The sequence below is a fragment of the Methylophaga sp. UBA2012 genome, from assembly GCF_002335235.1.
GTDB lineage: Bacteria > Pseudomonadota > Gammaproteobacteria > Nitrosococcales > Methylophagaceae > Methylophaga > Methylophaga thalassica.
In genome coordinates this window covers 14,434-34,206 of the sequence record NZ_DDCG01000011.1, presented here as the reverse complement: position 1 = coordinate 34,206, position 19,773 = coordinate 14,434, and the positions used below count along the sequence as shown (strand labels likewise).

General features: G+C 42.0%; 19 protein-coding genes and 1 tRNA gene. 15 read left to right on the top strand and 5 right to left on the bottom strand.

From position 1 onward, the window contains the following. Positions 1 to 238 precede the first annotated feature (238 nt). On the bottom strand, positions 239 to 2,416 hold the full coding sequence (gene rnr / locus B2248_RS09175; RefSeq protein ID WP_040576645.1) for a ribonuclease R: 2,178 nt from the start codon (positions 2,414 to 2,416) through the stop codon (positions 239 to 241). A gap of 40 nt (positions 2,417 to 2,456) precedes the next feature. Between rnr and B2248_RS09170 the strand changes: the two genes are divergently transcribed. From B2248_RS09170 to coq7, 4 genes are all read left to right on the top strand, one after another. Next, positions 2,457 to 2,543, top strand: a tRNA-Leu gene (locus B2248_RS09170). 372 nt (positions 2,544 to 2,915) lie between these two features. Beyond that, complete coding sequence (locus tag B2248_RS09165; protein WP_007146284.1) at positions 2,916 to 3,863, top strand: chemotaxis protein; 948 nt, start codon at positions 2,916 to 2,918, stop codon at positions 3,861 to 3,863. 153 nt (positions 3,864 to 4,016) lie between these two features. Continuing rightward, on the top strand, positions 4,017 to 5,075 hold the full coding sequence (locus B2248_RS09160) for a GGDEF domain-containing protein (RefSeq protein ID WP_273181119.1): 1,059 nt from the start codon (positions 4,017 to 4,019) through the stop codon (positions 5,073 to 5,075). 14 nt (positions 5,076 to 5,089) lie between these two features. Then, a complete protein-coding gene (gene coq7, locus B2248_RS09155) occupies positions 5,090 to 5,740 on the top strand; it encodes a 2-polyprenyl-3-methyl-6-methoxy-1,4-benzoquinone monooxygenase (protein ID WP_273181118.1) in 651 nt (216 codons plus the stop codon). A gap of 2 nt (positions 5,741 to 5,742) precedes the next feature. Here the strand turns inward: coq7 and B2248_RS09150 are convergent, their stop codons facing one another. Beyond that, a complete protein-coding gene (locus B2248_RS09150; RefSeq protein ID WP_273181116.1) occupies positions 5,743 to 6,051 on the bottom strand; it encodes a PilZ domain-containing protein in 309 nt (102 codons plus the stop codon). Positions 6,052 to 6,128: 77 nt separating this feature from the next. Here B2248_RS09150 and B2248_RS09145 point away from each other — a divergent pair, with 77 nt between their 5' ends. The 5 genes from B2248_RS09145 to B2248_RS09125 all read left to right on the top strand — a co-directional run bounded on the left by B2248_RS09145 (position 6,129) and on the right by B2248_RS09125 (position 11,659). After that, positions 6,129 to 8,519 carry a Lon protease family protein gene (locus B2248_RS09145; protein ID WP_273181115.1) on the top strand — a complete coding sequence of 797 codons (2,391 nt, stop codon included), beginning with the start codon at positions 6,129 to 6,131 and terminating at the stop codon, positions 8,517 to 8,519. A 70-nt stretch (positions 8,520 to 8,589) separates the two neighbouring features. Continuing rightward, entirely contained in the window at positions 8,590 to 8,997 is a 408-nt protein-coding gene (locus tag B2248_RS09140; protein WP_007146279.1) for a hypothetical protein, read from the top strand. A 97-nt stretch (positions 8,998 to 9,094) separates the two neighbouring features. After that, positions 9,095 to 10,333, top strand: coding sequence for a hypothetical protein (locus B2248_RS09135; protein WP_007146278.1), 1,239 nt, complete (start codon positions 9,095 to 9,097; stop codon positions 10,331 to 10,333). A 48-nt stretch (positions 10,334 to 10,381) separates the two neighbouring features. Then, positions 10,382 to 11,014, top strand: a complete 633-nt coding sequence (locus tag B2248_RS09130; protein WP_007146277.1) for an MBL fold metallo-hydrolase — start codon at positions 10,382 to 10,384, stop codon at positions 11,012 to 11,014. A gap of 15 nt (positions 11,015 to 11,029) precedes the next feature. Then, on the top strand, positions 11,030 to 11,659 hold the full coding sequence (locus tag B2248_RS09125) for a carbonic anhydrase (RefSeq protein ID WP_007146276.1): 630 nt from the start codon (positions 11,030 to 11,032) through the stop codon (positions 11,657 to 11,659). A 25-nt stretch (positions 11,660 to 11,684) separates the two neighbouring features. On the opposite strand, the gene B2248_RS09120 is transcribed toward B2248_RS09125, so the two are convergent. After that, positions 11,685 to 12,224: an outer membrane protein assembly factor BamE gene (locus tag B2248_RS09120; RefSeq protein WP_273181113.1), complete on the bottom strand. Its 540-nt coding sequence runs from the start codon at positions 12,222 to 12,224 to the stop codon at positions 11,685 to 11,687. Between the two features lie 72 nt (positions 12,225 to 12,296). Between B2248_RS09120 and fur the strand changes: the two genes are divergently transcribed. Continuing rightward, positions 12,297 to 12,719 carry a ferric iron uptake transcriptional regulator gene (gene fur / locus B2248_RS09115; RefSeq protein WP_202796146.1) on the top strand — a complete coding sequence of 141 codons (423 nt, stop codon included), beginning with the start codon at positions 12,297 to 12,299 and terminating at the stop codon, positions 12,717 to 12,719. Positions 12,720 to 12,732: 13 nt separating this feature from the next. Here the strand turns inward: fur and recN are convergent, their stop codons facing one another. Together recN and B2248_RS09105 are read right to left on the bottom strand one after the other, a co-directional pair. Next, the gene (recN, locus tag B2248_RS09110) at positions 12,733 to 14,406 is read right to left on the bottom strand and encodes a DNA repair protein RecN (protein ID WP_273181110.1); all 1,674 of its coding nucleotides are present in this window, start codon (positions 14,404 to 14,406) and stop codon (positions 12,733 to 12,735) included. After that, positions 14,400 to 15,275 (bottom strand): NAD(+) kinase, encoded by an 876-nt coding sequence (locus tag B2248_RS09105; RefSeq protein WP_007146272.1) that lies wholly within the window; start codon positions 15,273 to 15,275, stop codon positions 14,400 to 14,402. Before B2248_RS09105 ends, recN begins: the two co-directional genes overlap by 7 nt. Positions 15,276 to 15,444: 169 nt before the next feature. Here B2248_RS09105 and ndk point away from each other — a divergent pair, with 169 nt between their 5' ends. From ndk to ispG, 5 genes are read left to right on the top strand one after another with little or no spacing between them, the layout of a single operon-like run. Next, positions 15,445 to 15,876: a nucleoside-diphosphate kinase gene (gene ndk / locus B2248_RS09100; RefSeq protein ID WP_273181108.1), complete on the top strand. Its 432-nt coding sequence runs from the start codon at positions 15,445 to 15,447 to the stop codon at positions 15,874 to 15,876. A 9-nt stretch (positions 15,877 to 15,885) separates the two neighbouring features. Next, the gene (gene rlmN, locus B2248_RS09095; RefSeq protein WP_273181106.1) at positions 15,886 to 16,986 is read left to right on the top strand and encodes a 23S rRNA (adenine(2503)-C(2))-methyltransferase RlmN; all 1,101 of its coding nucleotides are present in this window, start codon (positions 15,886 to 15,888) and stop codon (positions 16,984 to 16,986) included. After that, a complete protein-coding gene (pilW, locus tag B2248_RS09090) occupies positions 16,983 to 17,750 on the top strand; it encodes a type IV pilus biogenesis/stability protein PilW (RefSeq protein WP_273181105.1) in 768 nt (255 codons plus the stop codon). Before rlmN ends, pilW begins: the two co-directional genes overlap by 4 nt. Then, positions 17,750 to 18,646, top strand: coding sequence for a RodZ domain-containing protein (locus B2248_RS09085; protein WP_273181104.1), 897 nt, complete (start codon positions 17,750 to 17,752; stop codon positions 18,644 to 18,646). Before pilW ends, B2248_RS09085 begins: the two co-directional genes overlap by 1 nt. Beyond that, the gene (gene ispG / locus B2248_RS09080; RefSeq protein WP_348530029.1) at positions 18,646 to 19,773 is read left to right on the top strand and encodes a flavodoxin-dependent (E)-4-hydroxy-3-methylbut-2-enyl-diphosphate synthase; all 1,128 of its coding nucleotides are present in this window, start codon (positions 18,646 to 18,648) and stop codon (positions 19,771 to 19,773) included. The genes B2248_RS09085 and ispG overlap by 1 nt, the downstream gene beginning before the upstream one ends.

Below are 19,773 nucleotides of genomic sequence, written 5' to 3'. Positions count from 1 at the left end.
TCGAACCCACGACAACCGGAACCACAATCCGGGACTCTACCAACTGAGCTACACTCACCATTATTCTTGTTTGAGGTGTGGATGACTTAGGATGCCGACCTCAAGAAAGACGATAATTCTACTGTGATTATTTTTCTGGTCAAGGAAAATCTCTGTTTAGATGCAAAATAACACGATGTCTTACTCGTCTGATATCGAAACAAATGGCTGTTATTGTTTCTCATAACAGCCATTTATATTATTTCGTCTCAACTAATTCCAAATCAATTTTTTTCTCATCAAGATCGACGCGAACCACTTTAACTTTTAATGTATCTCCTAATCGATACACTTTGCGCGTTCGCTCACCAGTAAGGCGGTGACCTGTCGGGTCAAACTGGTAATAATCATTTTTCAGCGAGGTGACATGGACCAAACCTTCTATATAAATATCACTCAGCTCGACAAATAAGCCAAAGCCAGTGACGCCACTTATTACGCCGTCATGAACTTCACCAACACGATCACGCATGTATTCGCATTTAAGCCAGTCACTGACATCTCTGGTGGCTTCATCAGCACGACGACTGGTCATTGAGCAATGTTCACCGAGTTGAGCCATTTCCTCATAGGAATAACGCCATTTTTTATCTTTTCTCTGGCTGAGAACGTGGCGAATTGCCCGATGCACTAAGAGATCAGGATAACGACGAATAGGTGAAGTGAAGTGGGCGTAAGCCTCAAGCGCTAAGCCAAAGTGTCCCACATTATCCGGGCTATAAACGGCTTGCTTCATGCTTCGGAGCATCACGGTCTGTAACAAGTGACCGTCAGGGCGTTTACTCGCGGTAGCTAATAAGGAGGCATAGTGACGCGGTTCTGGTTCTTCACCACCCCCTAAAAATAAACCGAGTTCACCTAAAAAGTCTCTCAGACCAGAGAGTTTTTCTTCTGAAGGTGTTTCGTGAATGCGATATAAAACAGGCAGTTTACTTTCCAGCAGGAATAATGCCGCACTGACATTGGCTGCAATCATAAACTCTTCAATAAGACGGTGAGCATCATTACGTTCGCGTGGTTCTATTGACTTGATCTTTCTGTTTTCATCAAAAATGAATTGGGTTTCTGTCATCTCAAAGTCAATAGCACCACGTTCATGACGGGCTTCTAGCATGACTTTATATAAGTCATACATCGTTTCGATGGCAGGTAATACATGTTGGTATTGTTCGCGTAATGCTGTGTCATTATCAACCAGCATCGCCGCCACTTTGTCATACGTTAACCGGGCTTTGGAGTGCATCACGGCTTCATGGAAATGGTAAGAGACAGTTTTCCCTGCCTGATCAATTTCCATTTCACAGACCATACAGAGTCTATCGACTTCTGGATTCAGTGAGCACAAACCATTAGATAGTGCTTCAGGCAGCATGGGGATAACTTGACTTGGGAAATAGACGGAAGTGCCTCTTTCCTGTGCGTCCTGATCCAGCGGGCTGTTCGGCAGAACGTAATGTGAGACATCGGCGATAGCCACCCATAAACGCCAGTTGCCTGACTCGAGTTTTTCAGCGTACACAGCATCGTCAAAATCTCTGGCATCCGCGCCATCAATAGTGACAAGTGGCATATCACGAAGGTCAAGTCTGCCATCGATGGCAGCTTCAGGAATTGTTTCGCCTAGATTGTTCGCTTGTTCCTCAGCCTGAGGTGACCATTCATGTGGTAATTCAAAGGCACGGAGAGCAATATCAATTTCCATGCCCGGTGCCATGTGGTCACCCAGTACATTAACTATCTTTCCTAATGGAGAACGGTGCTTGTTGGGCTGTTCAGTAATTTCAGCCTCAACAATTTGATTGACTTGTGCATTCATTAAATCGCTGGGTGGAATCAGAATGTCTTGGCTGATTCTGCGATTATTGGGGATAAGATAAAAAATTCCGGCATCCTGAACCAGCCGACCGACAATGCGCTCGTTACTGCGTTTTACTACCTCAACAATAGCGCCTTCTTTACGGCCTTTTCTATCAGTTCCGGTGATACGGGCCAAAGCTCGGTCACCATGAAGCACCATTCGCATTTCACGTTCGGTCAGGAAGAGGTCATCGCCGCCTTCATCAGGAATCAGAAAGCCATAGCCTTCCGGATGGCCCATAACGCGACCACTGATAAGGTTCATCTTGGACACGACGCCATAGGCGCCTTTTCTGTTGCGAAGAAGTTGGCCGTCACGTTCCATTGCGCGCAGACGACGACGCAGGGCTTCGTTTGCATCTTCACCTTTAACATCAATCAGTTTAGCGATGTTTTTGCGCGATAATGGGGTGTTGTTTTGTTTGAGAATGTCTAAGATAAATTCACGACTGGGGATGGGGTTGTCGTATTTTTCGGCTTCTCTATCGAAAAAGGGATCGTTTTCGTTATTATTGGTCATTGACAGTTTTTGTTTCACTCTGTATCTTTGCGCGTCTGTTGCCCAGGTGGCGGAATTGGTAGACGCGCTAGCTTCAGGTGCTAGTGTACTTATGTACGTGGGAGTTCGAGTCTCCCCCTGGGCACCATTCCGACAGCATTTTTTTGCTGTATATATCTCGATTTTCAATTGTATTCTATTTCTAAAGTCATTATTGAACAATCTTTAAACGACTTTAGTGTCCTACTCTAACAATCATCTAATTTTACTGCCAGTCAATTCTGTTCGTGCATCCTATATCTGCAGCTCCGTGTATTGCTTCCAGCAAAAACGTCTTCTTGATAGATGAATAATTTTTCTCTGGCAGCTAACATAACTTCATGATTTAATTGCTGCTTGTTAGCACAGCCGATAAATTTTCAGATAATGTGGCTAACTCTGCTCAAGCTTTCGTGCTAATGTCCGCTATTATTTTTAGACATATTCACGTTAATTTATCTGAAGTTTTGCGAGAATTCATATGGCCACATTTATTGACTCCATCGACGAGCGCACCAAACTAGCTGGTACAAATCACCTTGAGGTTTTGTTGTTTAGTTTAGGTACAAGTGATGAAACAGGAAGAAATGAACTGTTTGGAATCAATGTTTTTAAAGTCAGGGAAGTATTGAATATTCCTGAGATAACAACAGCGCCGGAAATGCCCGATGGAGTTGAGGGCTTTGTCAGTCTTCGTGGTGATATGGTGCCTATCATCAACCTGCAAAAGTTTTGCAAACTAAGATCTAAAGATAAGCCACGAATTTTAATGATCACTGAATATAACACGCATGTTCAGGGATTCTTGGTCAGCTCTGTTGATACGATTCAACGCTTGAATTGGGAACAAGTTAAAGAACCACCACAACTCATTTCTCAACGCATGGGTGGTTTAGTCACAGCTGTTGCAGAATTGAACGATAAGCGACTGGTCATGATCATGGACGTCGAAAAAGTGCTGGCTGATGCCGGTGACTTCTACGACGAAACGGTGTTTGATGGTATTAGACAAGTCGACAAAAAAGGTCATTATCGATTGCTTTTTGCTGATGATTCAAACATTGCACGCAAGCAGATTACTAAAACTCTAGATGTTATGGGTGTAGAACATATTGGTACAGTAAATGGTGCTGAAGCATGGAAAATGCTGAATAAGATTGCTGCACAATGTGAACAGGAAGGGCGGGATATTACATCTGAAATCCAAATGGTCCTGACAGATGTTGAAATGCCTGAAATGGATGGTTATGTGCTAACACAAAAAATAAAATCAGACCCTAGAATGTCAAATTTACCTGTAATAATGCACTCTTCCCTGACGGCAAAAGCAAACAAAGCAATGGGGGTTGGTGCTGGTGCTGATGACTATGTCTCGAAATTCCAGCCACGTGACTTAGCGGATACACTCTTTAGGTATCTAGAGAGATAAACCAAGGCCCAAGTCGCCAAAATCAAGCTCTAAGCATTGATTTAAATACGGAAAAAGTATATTTTGTCCGATTGAGTATGGATATTTCATACTGGACATTAAGTGAGCGTGCTCAACGTTACCTTAATCTGTGAGCATACAAGGCATGTGGCAATGAATCATAACAGTATAAGGATCATAGATAATCTTGCAGAAATTACCAGCTATCATGACCGGCATGTACTTGAAAAAAGCCTCCTAAAAACGCTCAATGAACTTTTCCCATCTCAGGACCTGAGATTATTTCGTGTTAGAGAAAATAGCGGTGCTCATGAGTTAAGCTTGTTAGCTTTCTGTGTGAATGGTGTTATTGTTTCAAGCGATGAAAACCCGCGATTAATGACTGAGCAATCTGACCTCAGTGAGACTATTTTCAAAGCCATCAAAAATGCGGATGTGGAACTGACTTCCACAGAAAATGGTAAGTGGAATGTGGTCTATCCTGCTTTCGATGCAAATGGTGTTATTTTCGCTGTGCTACTCATCTCAACTGATCTCGTTCCTTCAAATGGTGATCAGAGATTAATTTACGGAATACTCAGAGTCTATTCTAATTATCTAGCATTGATTGAAAAAACACAGAAAGACAAACTTACTGGTTTGTTCAACCGTGAAACTCTTGATAATGAAATTACCAAAATACTGGTACGACAAGGCTCACACTTCAGTGAGCAGCTGACATCTCCAAACGATTCACGTCGTCGAACTTTTTCTGTGAAGTATTGGCTGGGTGTTATTGATATCGATAATTTTAAAACCATCAATGATAATTTCGGTCATCTATATGGTGATGAAGTCATTATTCTGGTAGCGCGGTTGATGAAATCTGGTGTTATCAGAGACGATGACCTTGTGTATCGCTATGGTGGTGAAGAGTTTGTAGTCGTTCTAAAAGCGCCAGATGAAGAAGATGCTATGCGAACATTTGAGCGTATCAGGGAAATGGTAGCAGCCCATGACTTTCCTCAAATAAATCAAGTGACCATTAGTATTGGTTTTGTTGAGGTTTTTGCTCAACCTTCACCGTCAGACGTCATTGGTGAAGCTGATGAAGCTCTCTACTATGCTAAAGGCAATGGCAGAAACCAGGTTCACAGCTACAGCCGCTTACTGAGAGAAGGTAAAGTCAAACCAGTATCACAAGTCGTGCACGGTGATATCGAGCTATTTTAATATCAGGTAGAGTTATGTTGAATTTGAGACAGTTGAGTATTGTTGACCGTGTCATTATAGAAGTAGATAAAGCTATCACAACAGTATTCGGTCAACCAGAGACTACTCAGCGTGATGTGCCCGGCAGCCATCTCAATGAAACTACCTCGCTGACGTCTTCAGAAAAAAAACATTCAGCGGGATTGATGAGAGTAAATCATTCTGGTGAAGTATCTGCACAAGCTCTATATCAAGGCCAAGCTTTAACAGCTAAATTACCTGAAATACGTCAGGCAATGGAACAGGCTGCATTAGAAGAGAATGACCATCTTGTTTGGTGTGAACAACGCTTAATCACTCTTTCTTCACATCGTAGTGTTCTAAACCCGATATGGTACGCAGGCTCTTTCGCTATTGGAGCTGTTGCAGGAAAGATTGGCGATAAATGGAGCTTGGGTTTTGTTGCTGAAACTGAAAAACAAGTGGTTAAGCATCTTGATGAACATTTACAACAACTCAGCCCAAGTGATATTAAAAGTCGCGCTGTTTTGGAACAAATGCGAGAGGATGAAGGCCATCACAGAAGCATGGCATTGGATGCCGGCGGTGCCGAATTGCCGATTCCAGTGAAAATTCTCATGTCAATTACCTCAAAAGTGATGACCAAAACAAGCTATTGGATATGAGTTTACTGACTCTGTTCTATTGAAATTGATATCAAATATTGCTCTTCGGCCTCAATATCTGCTTCTACTCTCAACACACGCCCCTGAATAATGAATGGTGAAAATCGGTCATTACCTGTATCCATTACAACCTCTATTTTATCATTTTGAGCAGGTGCAAACTCTGACTGAATAAGTAAACCACTCGCACTAAGATTTTTACTGATGGCTTGATGTGTTACTTGTGCTTGGCCATTAAGGGAAAATGTAATTGGCGTATCCACTTTCATTCGATGATATGCACGTTTTTCATCATAATCATTTGGTGACATCTGATTCTCCCTTCCTATATTGTCTGTATTATTCAGTCGACCTAAGCTTAAAGTAACTTATTCAAATTGAGAAAACTATGCCTGAGAGCACAAAATTACAAGTCAGTGATTTATATCATCATTGTACGCCAGAGCAATGGACTTTTTCTTCAACTGCAGACCTCAAGGCGACAAATGAAGTCATTGGTCAGCAGCGCGCATTAAACGCTATTGAGTTTGGCAGTCACATTGATGCTGATGGTTATAATTTGTTTGTTATGGGGCCGGCAGGAGTAGGGAAATATACGTTAACTCGGCGCTATCTGGAACAGCATGTTGAACATCTTCCAACCGCGAAAGATTGGGCTTATCTTAATAATTTTAGTGATTCACAAAGACCTTATGCTGTGAGTTTACCAGCAGGACAAGGCAAACAATTACGTCAGGATATTGAAGATGTGATTGATGATTTGAAAGATGAGCTGCCGCAAGCGTTTGATGATGAATATTACCGGGGGCGATTAAGAAGCCTTGATGAGGCAACTCGAAAGCACCGAGTTAGATTGTTTGGTGTGCTACAAAAAGAGGCTGATCGTAAAGGTGTTGTTTTACTGAGGTTACAAGATGGTCATTATGCCTTTGCCGCTCAACATAATGGCGAGGCCATGACCTCAGAAGAGTTTGAGCAGTTACCTGCAGCTCAACAGGAAGAGACAGAGAATGCGATTGCAGACTTGCACGAAGAATTGCAACACACTCTATTAGAGCTGAGAGAGTGGGAAAGAAACAATGCTAAACAGCTTCAGGCGCTGAATGATGAGGTCGCTCTTGAAGTTATCAGTAAGCAAGTCAATAAACTGAAGCACGCTTACCCCAACTCAAGCAAATTACAGCATTATTTTGATGACATGCTAAAAGACATCTGCAGTAATCTGGATGCGTTTTTGAAAGATGAACAATCAGCAGAAGAAGGCACCACAGACATCAATATCCATAAACGCTACCAAATCAACTTAGTCGTTGATAATAGCCAGAATCATGGTGCCCCTATTGTTTATGAAAATTTGCCTAACCATCAAAGTTTGCTTGGATGTATTGAAAACATGGCAATGATGGGAGCACTGGTAACCGACTTTACTCTGATTAAGGCTGGCGCCCTTCACAAGGCCAATGGTGGTTTTTTGATCATAGATGCAGAACAACTCCTTATGCAGCCTTATGGCTGGGAAGGGCTGAAACGAGCATTAAAATCGCGTGAGGTCAGATTTGATGCCTTAGAGCAAATTTATAGTCTTGTGGCGACAGTGTCATTGGATCCAGAGCCTATCCCTTTAGAACTGAAAGTCGTTTTACTGGGGGATAGAGAACTGTATTACCTCTTATACGATATGGACCCGGAATTTGCTGGTTTGTTTAAAGTCGTGGCCGATTTTGAAGATGAAATGCCACGCAGTATTGAGAATGACGTCTTATTTGCCCAAATGATGGCAAGCACAATTGAAAAGTACAAATTAATTGATTTTGATAAACATGCTGTTGCCAGGGTGATAGAGCATAGTGCCAGAACTATTGAGGATAGCCAGAAAATATCTTTACACATGGGGAGTATGGCTGATTTATTACGGGAAGCTTCTTTTATGGCGAAGCAGGAAAAGAGCCAACTCGTTAGCAGAGATAATGTCCAAAGTGCCATCAAGTTAAGAGAGCAAAGGCTGGATCGCTTACGGAGCCAGATTTATCAGCAAATAGAACGAAATATTATCGATATCTCAACATCCGGAGCAGTAATTGGGCAGATAAACGCATTATCTGTGTTGGGGATCGGTGGGTTCAGCTTTGGCCAACCTTCTCGAGTGACTGTTTCAGCACGTTATGGTGATGACAATATCATTGATATTGAACGAGAAGTCGATTTAGGCGGAGATATTCACTCTAAAGGTGTATTGATTCTGAGTGGTTACCTCGGACGGACCTATGCTTCTGATAATCCATTGTCCATGTCAGCGAGTATTGTGTTTGAACAAAATTATGGTGAAGTAGATGGTGACAGTGCTACTGTGGCAGAGCTCTGTGCTTTGTTATCCTCTATAGCCAATATTCCTATGAAGCAGTCTATTGCTATCACCGGCTCCATGAATCAGATGGGGCAAGTGCAAGCCATTGGTGGTGTGAACGAAAAAATTGAAGGTTTCTATGATATTTGTCGTCTGACTGAATTAACAGGAGAACAGGGCGTTATTATTCCGGCTACAAATGTGCAGCATTTAATGCTGCGTGATGATGTTATCCAAGCAGTTGAGGATGGCAAGTTTCATATTTATGGTATAAGCCATGTCAATCAAGCATTAGCCTTATTATCAGGAATAGACGCAGGGGAATATGATGAAGAATCTGGATTTCCTGAAAAAACATTCAATGCTCAGGTGATGGCTCAAATCCAGAAGTGGGGGGATCATAACCGTAATGACAAAGACGCATCTGCAGAATAAATTGTTATTGAAGACTTTGTCATCGATGACGATAACCCGAACATGAACTAGATTTTTACGGAGTAGGTACATGCAAAGGTTGAGTATTTTTTTATGTCTTGTCTTAATATTTTCATCGAAAACTAATGCCTTGACACTACCTCCTGTACCCTCAGAACCGATTTATTTCGAGCCGCCAGTTGTAACGGCCGATCAGAAAATGCAGGACATGAGTTGTTATCAGGTAGATAAAGCCATCAATCAGTTGCATCCATACCGATATACGTATAAACCGACTTTTTATAAGGATGATGCCAATAAAGCGGCGACCGCTTTGGTGATGATTGATACCATACCGATTGTACAAGGCTGGTTGGGATTGGGGTATTTAGGGTATTCTGCGCTTGTAGAAGAGAAAGAAGATAGACGACAGTTACAAGTAGAGCAACAGATTTCAGCTTTGCAACGCATAAAAGCTGAAAAACATTGTTATGAATAAAACTGATCTTAATCAAATATCATACTGATTTTGTTGTGAACTTGAGTAAAAGTCATGTACTATCAAATTACTTAAATGCCCAGCAGAGGTAAGAAATATGACTAGCACGTTTGAAATCAAAGCAAAGTGGTACGAAGCTAATCTTAAGACAGCGAGAGAGTCCAGAAGCAAATGGTATGAGGCTAACCTGAAACCTTCTATCAATATTGCAAAACCTTGGTATAACGCCAATAAACGTCCAGCAAAGGATGTTGAGATTCCTTGGTATAAAGCGAATCTGGTTGAGCATATTGAAACAAAAAATAAATGGTATGCCGCTAATCTCCAACAGGCGGTTCAATCTGTACGTGCCACACGTAAATGGTACGAAGCAAACAAAAGCCAATCTGAGGTTGAAAAACGTTGGCAACATTTCAGTGAAGAAATGTACAGTGATGTAAAAAAAGCTTGGATGCGCGTAAACTTGGATCAGGCTCGTCAAAAACGTATCAAGTGGTACGAAGCCAATCTCGATAACACACCAACTGAAAAACATTGGTATGAGTTTAGTGATGAAAAATATTCAGACACTAAAAAGAAATGGTATGAAGCCAATCTACAAACAGCTCGTGTTAATCATAGTAAGTGGTATGAGGCGAATATTCATCCTGATCCACATGCTGAAATTAAACAACGCTGGTATGAGTCAAATCTGAGTTTAATTCGTACTCGTCAAATTAAATCAAAATGGTTTGCAGACAATGCAGCTATCGCAAGAGAAAACCAGAAGTGGTATGAAGCAAATCAGCGACCAGCAAAAGTAACTGATACTCCCTGGTATGAAGCGAATATCGCCGCCCACATTCATACTAAAAATAAATGGTATGAAGCTAATCTGAAATCAGCAGTGGCTGCTGTCCGTGCTGAGCGCAGTAAATGGTATGAAGCTAATGATAATCAACCCACACAGGCTCATTGGTATGACTTTAAAGAAGCCAACGATACTGAGTGGAAGTTAGCATTCCGTGAAGCAAACCTAAAACAAGCTCGCGAGAAACGTATCAAATGGTACGAAGCAAATCTTGATAACACACCAACTGAAAAACATTGGTATGAAATCAGTGATGACTTAACGACTGAAACACACAAGAAATGGTATGAGGCTAATCTGGAGAAAGCGCGGATCAGCCATAACAAGTGGTATGAAGCGAATATGCATCCGGATCCACATGCGGATATTAAGAAAAAATGGTACGAGGCTAACCTCGACTTGGCGAGAACTCAGAAAGTGAAAAGTGATTGGTTCAAGCAGAATATGATTACTGCTCGTGAATCAAGCAAAAAGTGGGACAAATAATACGTAGAGACAACTCTAACGTAAGGCGTCAACGGTGATGGATTTTAGATGTTAAAAATCGAATGTATCACCGTTGGCGCCTTTTTTGTGAATACCTATTTGATCATTGATGAAGCAACAAATGAAGCTGCGATCATTGATACCGGTGAGACAAATGAGCTTGCCGAGTATCTTGAGGAAAAGCGTGGGCAGTTTAAGCTAACAAAAATTTTACTCACTCATGGGCATCTCGACCACGCCGGTTCTTTAGTCCAAATTCAGAATCGTTTTGATGCTGAAACATATCTCCCCAGACTAGAAAAAATCCTGTTTGATACCTTACCGCAACAAGGTGACTGGTTTGGCGCCCCTCATATGAATCGTCCATGCGGTAGAATAGACCATTTAGTTGATGATGGTGATGTTATAAACTTAGGTGAAACACAGTTAAGATTTATATCTACTCCAGGGCATACACCAGGACAAGGTTGTTACTATACGAGCAGTGATATTTTTGTGGGTGATACCTTGTTTGCTGGGAGTGTTGGGAGAACAGATCTACCAATGGGCAATGCAGCATTGATGCAACAGAGCTTGAGAAAACTGCTTGCTTTACCAGATGACTTAGTTGTGCATTCAGGCCACGGACCAACCACCACCTTAGCTGATGAAAAACGCCACAACCCATTTTTACAATTTTGAGATAACAAAAATAAGATGCCTACTACGTATAAATTATTAGAGGGTTTTTCTCGATTCAAGAAAACGTATTTTGGTGATGATAAAGCGCTCTATGACAGCATGAAAACAGGGCAGCCAACTAAAATACTTATGATTGCATGTTGTGATTCACGTGTAGATCCGGCTATTTTGACTGACTGTGATCCCGGCGATATTTTTACAGTGAGAAACGTTGCAAACTTAGTACCACCATGTGAAACAGACAATAATCATCATGGTACCAGTTCGGCTTTGGAGTTTGCCGTTAATGCGCTGAAAGTCGAAAGCATTGTGGTGATGGGGCATGGGAATTGTGGCGGGATCCGCGCTTTGTGGCAAAGTGAAGGTGTGGAAGATTCAAAATTTATTCACCGTTGGGTATCGATTGCACAAAATGCGAAAGATTGGGTAAAAGTGAATCATAAACAAGAACATGAGAGTGTTCAGCTAAAATTGTGTGAACAGCGAGCTGTACTTGTTTCTTTGCAAAATCTGATGACATTTGAGTGCATCAAAGAACGGGTTGAAGCAGGTACGCTCAGATTACACGGGTGGTATTTCGATCTCGATAAAGGTGAGCTAATGTGCTACAACCCCACGACTGATGAGTTTGAAAAACCAGTATAAACAAAGGCGCCAAAGGCGCCTTTGTTTATTGAATATCTGTATCGGGAACCTGTTGTTGATCAATTTCTGGCTTCGCAGGATTTGTACCTTCGATAACTTCTACATCTTCATCATCGTCGCCCAGACCTACCAAGCTTTTCATTTTAGAGAAAAGTCCTGATTTTTTCTCAGTCAGAGGAACAATAACATTTTTATCCTGACGTTCTACTTGAGGTAAATCGGCTTTCGCCACAGTCCGAGTATCACCATCAATACGTATCAGCTGATCTGCCTCATCAAAGTGAAGTGTAATTCTGCGCTGCTCACGATCTTCACCGCCAGGTTGGTAGCTGTAGAGGTAGTCCCAACGATTAGGATGAAAAGTGTCAATTAGTAGTGGTGTTCCCATGACATAAGCAACTTGATTTTTGGTCATACCAGGTTCAAGTTGATTGAGCATTTCTTGAGTAACATCATTACCTTGCTGAATGTCGATGCGGTAAACACCGGGGATTTTATCAGTGCTACAAGCTGACAACGATAAAAGAACTGCCAAGGAAAGGCTGTAAACAACGGAGCTTTTCATTTAGTATTAATTTCTGTAGTTAATTACCAATCTGCGATGATACTCTATTCGCAGCATTTCTACGAGGCAACAATAATAATGGAAAGACAAGATTTACGAAAAGCTGGATTAAAAGTGACGCTGCCAAGACTAAAAGTTTTGGAGATTCTGGAAACCTCTGAATTACGTCACATGAGTGCGGAAGATGTCTATAAGGCATTACTGGATATGGGAGAAGAAATTGGTTTAGCAACGGTTTATCGTGTGCTGACACAATTTGAAGGTGCAGGCTTAGTTTCAAGACTGAGCATTGAAGGCGGACATGCTGTATTCGAACTACAAGATGGCAGTCATCATGACCATCTTTTATGTGTTCGCTGTAATCGCATTGAAGAATTCGTTGATGAAGTGATTGAACAACGTCAACGTGCTATTGCTAAAGAAAAAGGGTTTGAGATGACTGACCATAGCTTGTATATCTATGGCATTTGTCGTCTGTGTCAAAAAGAACAATAGCTTTGGGTTATTTTTATTGTTGAGCCTGATCCAACATTTCTTCTGCGTGAGAGCGTGTTTTTTGGGTCAGGTTCACGCCACCTAACATTCTGGCAATTTCTTCAATTCGTTGTTGTCTGTCGAGCTTATCAACAACAATGTGCGTGCTGTCATCTAAATGTTTCTTGTTCACTTGTAGCTGATGATGCGCTTGCGCAGCGACTTGAGGTAAATGAGTAATACAGATGACTTGCTGCGTAGTTGCCAGTTTTCTTAGGTGTTGCCCAACGACTTCCGCAACGCTTCCACCTATGCCTACATCAACTTCATCAAAAATTAAGGTTGGAACAGTGCGTTTTCCTGCTGTGACAACTTGAATTGCCAGACTAATCCGTGCCAGCTCACCACCGGAAGCTACTTTTGCCAGCTCACCTGATGGTTGTCCTGGGTTCGTTCTAACCAGGATACGAACGCTGTCCATACCATGTTCTGAGAATTTTTCATCACTATTAGCAACGACTTCGATGTCTATTTCGCCGGAAGGAATTGCCAGCTGTTTGATTGATGCTGAAATCTGTTTAGCTAGTGGTTTGGCTGTTTTGACTCTTTTTTCGTGTATTTCACGGCTTAATGCAAGGCAATTTGCCTCTTTGTTTGATAAGGCTTTCTGCAGTTCGGCAAGATGGACTTCACTATTGGAAAGCCTTTCCAGCTCTGTACTTAATTCTTCATATAGTGCGGGGAGTTGTTCAACCTCGACATGATGCTTACGCGCAATATCGTGAAGTTGTGACAATTCATCTTCGATAGCGTTCAAACGAGCCGGATCAAGATCGATATGATCCAGATAATGCCGCAAGTCATTTGCTGTTTCATCGAGGTTGATAATGGCGGCGTTAAGCGTTTCAACGGCGCTGGCAAAGCGTGGTTCAAGATCTTGTAGTTTCTCGAGCTCACTTAATGTGTGATTGATAATATCGTAGGCCGCTGCTTGTTCTTCATCAAAAATGCGATGTAAACCGGCTTCGGCCACACTAATGAGCTGGGAGGCATTGGCAAGTTGACTCTGTTGCTGAAGAAGGTCTTGAATATGCGTTTGTGTTAACTGAAAGCTTTCCAGCTCTGATACCTGATACTGCAGTAATTCTTGTTTTGCCTTTTGCTCTTCAGCCTGGCTTTGCAGTAGCTCAAGTTCTTGCTGAGATGCTGACCAGTCGCGATAGGCTGTTTTTAAGTTATTCAGTAAGGCTTTATTGTCTGCGACAATGTCTAAAATTTCTCGTTGTGTTTGTGGCCGAATTAATGATTGATGTGCATGTTGACCATGAATATCAATACTGCGTTCACTGACTTCTTTCAACAAGGCTAGCGGGACCGCACGACCGTTAATATACCCCTTAGAGCGGCCGTCACGGCTTATCGTACGGCGTAAATGACATTGTTCATCTTCGTCTAGCTCATTTTCTTGTAACCATTTAGCCAGGGTCGTGTTGTTGTCTAAATTAAAATCAGCTTCAATTTCAGCACGTTCGGCACCATGGCGAATCATGTTTGAATCTGCGCGGTCACCAAGTACCAGACTAAGTGCATCAACCAGCATTGATTTACCCGCACCAGTCTCACCGGTTAGCGATGTCATACCAGGTTCAAATGTCAGAGCGAGATCTTCTACAACGGCTAAATTCCTAACAGTCAGACTGATTAGCATGTTAACTTTCTTCCCCATTCCAGTTTGGCGCGGAGAATAGAATAATGGTCGTGATCTTCAAGATGCAATAGTCTGATTCGACTTTCGTGTTTTTCTATGCGAACAGTCTGGCCTGGTTGTAAAACCAGCCCAGGACGTCCGTCACACGTCACCATGGCTGTAGTGATGTTGTTTTCACTTAATGTAATTTCAATCACATTATTGGCAGAAATGACTAAAGGACGGTTACTTAATGTGTGGGGACAGACTGAAGCTAAAACGACAACATCCAGATCAACATCAAGAATAGGACCACCTGCTGACATGGCGTAGGCTGTTGAGCCTGTTGGGGTAGAGACAACAATCCCATCTGCACGCTGACTATTTAGAAAACGGCCGTTGATATGAGTTTCAAACTCAATCATATGTAAATTCTGATGAGAATGAATGACAACATCATTCATGGCAATGCTGGGTGTTTTTGTCGAATTTTTTATGGTTGCGTTGAGTAAAAAACGTCTATCATCACGGTAGTGGCCACAAAGAATAGCATCAAGTTGGTGTGCTAAATTCGTTAATGTGACATCAGCCAGAAAACCGAGTCTACCCACATTGATACCTACCACTGGCATATTTGTGCCAGCCAGTGCCCGTGATGCAGAAAGCAGGGTACCATCACCACCAATCGCAATTGTCAGGTCACAATGGGTTTTGAATTCTTTAATTGAAATAACATCCAGTGACGGTAAAAATGACAGTGGCTCATTACACACCACGGTTAAATCCCGTGTTGCCAGAAATTCGTTTACCTGCTCAACCGCATTTTCCATAACAGGGTCGTCTTTACGAATAAAAAGTCCGATGCGCTTAAATGCAGATTGGGTAGTCAAAATGGCTTCCTATGGTTACTAAATAGTCATCTGATAGTAATGCTTTTGCCATAAAATCCAAAGTAAAAACAGATTTAACGTGATTTGTTTCACAACATTGATATTAGATGGCTGAGAAATGCTAGAATATCAGGATTTTCTTGACTCAAATTAAATATAGAGGAATAACATGGCGATTGAACGCACTCTTTCTATCATCAAACCTGATGCTGTTGCAAAAAATGTCATTGGTGAAATTTACACGCGCTTTGAAAAAGCAGGCTTAAAAATTGTGGCTGCAAAAATGATGCACCTGTCACAAGAAAAAGCGGAAGGCTTTTACGCGGAACACAAAGAACGTCCTTTCTTTAAAGACCTTGTCAGCTTTATGACTTCTGGACCCGTTATCGTTCAAGTACTGGAAGGTGAAAATGCGGTTTTAACTCACCGTGATCTGATGGGTGCAACAAACCCAGCTGAAGCCGCTGCAGGTACAATTCGTGCTGATTTCGCTCAAAGCATTGATGAAAATGCGGTACATGGTTCTGACTCAGTTGAAAGTGCTGCACGTGAAGTGTCTTACTTCTTCGCTGATGATGAAGTTTGCGCCCGTACACGCTAAGAGTAATTTATGACTGAACGCACGAATCTTCTGGGATTAGACCTGCATGGTCTGGAAGCGTTTTTCGTCGAATTAGACGAAAAACCTTTCCGTGCTCGTCAGCTTTTACAGTGGATCCATAAATATCGGATCACTGACTTTGCTGAGATGAGTAATCTGAGCAAAGCACTAAGAGAAAAATTGCAGGCGGTTGCTGAAATTAAATTGCCTGAAGTGATGCACGAACATATCTCTCAGGATGGTACGCGTAAATGGATTATTAAACTCTCCTGTGGCAATGCTATCGAGACGGTTTTTATTCCAGAAAGTGGGAGAGGAACCTTATGTGTATCTTCTCAAGTCGGTTGCGCGTTGACCTGTACATTTTGCTCAACAGCCCAACAAGGTTTTAATCGCAATCTGGATGCTGCAGAAATTATTGCGCAGTTATGGATTGCCAATGAAGCTTTAGGTAAAGATCCCAAAGGTAACCGAGTTGTCACCAATGTGGTGATGATGGGAATGGGGGAGCCGTTGGCTAACTATAGTAATGTTGTCACCGCTATGAACTTGATGCGTGATGATTTTGGTTATGGTATTTCATGGCGGCGATTGACATTGAGTACCTCTGGAATAGTACCGATGATTGATAAACTTCGCGAAGATTGTCATGTGAGTCTGGCCATTTCATTACACGCGGCTAATGATGAGTTAAGAAATCAAATTGTTCCGATTAACCAGAAGTACCCGATTGCAGAGTTATTAGCGGCTTGCAAGCGTTATGTCGTCGGTCAGCAGCGACGTCATATTACCGTCGAATATGTGATGTTGGATGGTATTAATGATTCCATCCAGGATGCAAAAGACTTGGTTCGACTTTTAAAAGGTTTACCAAACAAAATTAATTTGATCCCTTTTAATCCGTTTCCCGGAACACATTACAAATGTTCTTCGCGTAATCAGATTGTCAGGTTTCAGCAATATTTGATCGATCAAGGTCTCGTTGCTACGGTTAGAAAAACTCGAGGTGATGATATTGTCGCTGCCTGTGGTCAGCTTGCTGGCGAAGTACAGGATAAGTCACGTCGAAGTGAACGTATGCGAGCTCAGGAGGTTGTGTTTCATCGATGAGTAATCGCGTCAGTTTTGCTTTAATTTTGATAGCGTTTTTTGTTCTCACTGCGTGTAATAGTACCGGTGGTACGAGAAGCGAATATGTTGCAAAGGATGCAAAAGCTGCTGACATTAACATGCGTCTTGGCTTGAATTACATGCAGCGTGGTGATTACAAAATTGCCTTGGAAAAATTAGAAAAAGCGTTAAAGCAAAATCCTAATTTATCCAGTGCGCATAACACGATTGCACTTCTCTATCAGTATTTAGGTGAGAACGATAAAGCAGAAGAACATTTCGAAAGGGCTGTTCAACTAGAACCCGATTATTCAGAAGCACAAAATAACTACGGTGTTTTTTTATGTCAGCAGTCTAGATATGATGAAGCTGAGAAACGCTTTCTTAAGGCATTAGAAAATCCACTGTACGCCAGTGCTGCTCTGGCTTATGAAAATGCCGGGCTTTGTACGGAAAAAGCAGGGGCTACAGATCGAGCGGAAGGTTATTTCCGTAAAGCATTACAGATGGCGCCGAGATTACCTAAGTCCTTATTAAAGATGGCTTCTATAAGCTATCAACAACAAAATTATTTACAGGCCAGAGGCTATATTCAACGCTTTCAGCAAGCGGCTAGTTGGACGCCACAAGCCCTTTTATTAGGGATCAAAATTGAAACTAAATTAGCTGATAAAAACGTTGTATCCAGCTATAAACTTATTTTGCGTTCTCGTTTTCCTGATTCGGATGAGATGCGTATTGTTAACCAAGGGCTTGTTGAGTGATGAGTGATTTGAATGACGATTTTGTAGTGACTTCGAATACCCCGAGTCTTGGAGCACGTCTTCAGCAGGCACGTGAAAATAAAAAATTATCCGTAGCAGAAGTGGCAACGCAGCTCCGTTTAACCAGAGATATTATTATTTATCTCGAAAATCAGCAGTGGGATAAACTGCATGGACGGACATATGCTCGTGGCTATTTTGCCAGCTATGTGAAATTTTTGGGTTTACCTCAGGAAGAAATGCTAGCTGTCTTCAATGACGAGTATTTACTGGTTGATGATGAGCCAAGACTGGTTAAGACTCTCGGCGCTGTAGAACAAAAACCATTCCCCTGGTTGATGATTATTTTTCTACTTGTCGGCACCTTTATTATCTGGTCAGCTTATCAACAGTGGCAAACCAATCAAACGTCAACCTCTAGCGAAGCGGATGAGGTTGGTTCAGTGGTGCCGGATAAAACTGAACTTGATAAACCGGCTGATCAAGAGACTGTTACTAGTCATGAACCGGTAGCGGATTCGCCTGACTTAATGCCAGAAGATGATACTGCTGGTGCAGTCGAACCCGATAACAGTGCTGTTGATTCTGCTGAGGATACGGATATTGCTGATGTGGCCAATATGGCGTCAGAATCAGCATCAGAACCTCAACAAAATATCCTCAAAATGTCTTTTAGTGGCGACTGCTGGGTTGAAGTAACTGATACGGCGATGAATGTCTTATTAAGCCAAGTCATGAAAGCCAAACAATCTGTTGAGTTGAAAAGTGAACTGCCAGTAAAAATTTTATTAGGTAAAGCAGATTTTGCTGATGTTACTTACAACAGTAAACCTGTTGATCTGGCGCCATACACACAGGGCAATGTCGCAAAACTGACGTTAGGAGCTCAGTCATGATGGAAAATACGACAGTCAATATTCAGCGGCGAAAATCCAGACAGATAATGGTCGGTAATGTTGCTGTTGGTGGTGATGCACCTGTTGCAGTTCAAAGTATGACAAATACTGAGACGACTGATGTCGCCGCCACTGTAGCTCAAATTAAGGCATTACAAAATGTAGGCGCTGATATTGTGCGTGTTTCTGTGCCTACCATGGATGCTGCAGAGGCCTTTGGTAAAATTAAACAACAAGTCTCTATTCCGCTGGTAGCTGATATCCATTTTGATTACAAAATTGCGCTACGTGTTGCGGAGCTTGGTGTCGATTGTCTCCGAATTAACCCGGGTAATATCGGACGGGAAGAACGTGTCCGTGCTGTTGTCGATAGTGCACGTGATCACGGCATTCCTATTCGTATTGGTGTGAATGCGGGGTCTTTAGAAAAAGAATTACAGAAAAAATATGGTGAGCCTACTCCAGATGCTTTAGTTGAATCGGCGTTGAGACATATTGATATTCTGGATAGGTTGAACTATCCCGATTTTAAAGTCAGTCTAAAAGCATCTGATGTGTTTATGACAGTGCATGCATACAGAAAACTTGCTCAGCAGATTGAACAACCACTGCATTTAGGGATCACCGAAGCCGGTGGTTTGCGTTCTGGTTCAGTCAAGTCAGCGATAGGCCTGGGAATGCTACTATCTGAAGGCATTGGCGATACCATTCGTGTTTCACTTGCTGCAGATCCTGTAGAAGAAATCAAAGTCGGCTTTGATATTTTAAAAAGCTTGCGAATTCGTAGTAAAGGTATCAACTTAATTGCCTGTCCTTCATGCTCTCGTCAGCAATTCGATGTCATTTCTACAGTTAATGCTCTTGAAGCCAGACTTGAAGATATTACAGAGCCGATGGATGTGGCTGTTATTGGCTGTGTTGTAAATGGTCCAGGTGAAGCGAAAGAAGCGGCCATTGGTTTGACAGGCGGCACACCCAATTTGCTCTATGTCGATGGAAAGCCAAACCATAAAGTAGAAAATGAGGCTTTGGTGGACGAGCTGGAGCAGCAAATACGCAAGCGTATTGAAATACAAAAACAACAACAAAGTAATATTAAAACAATACCGATAAAGGATATTAGTTAG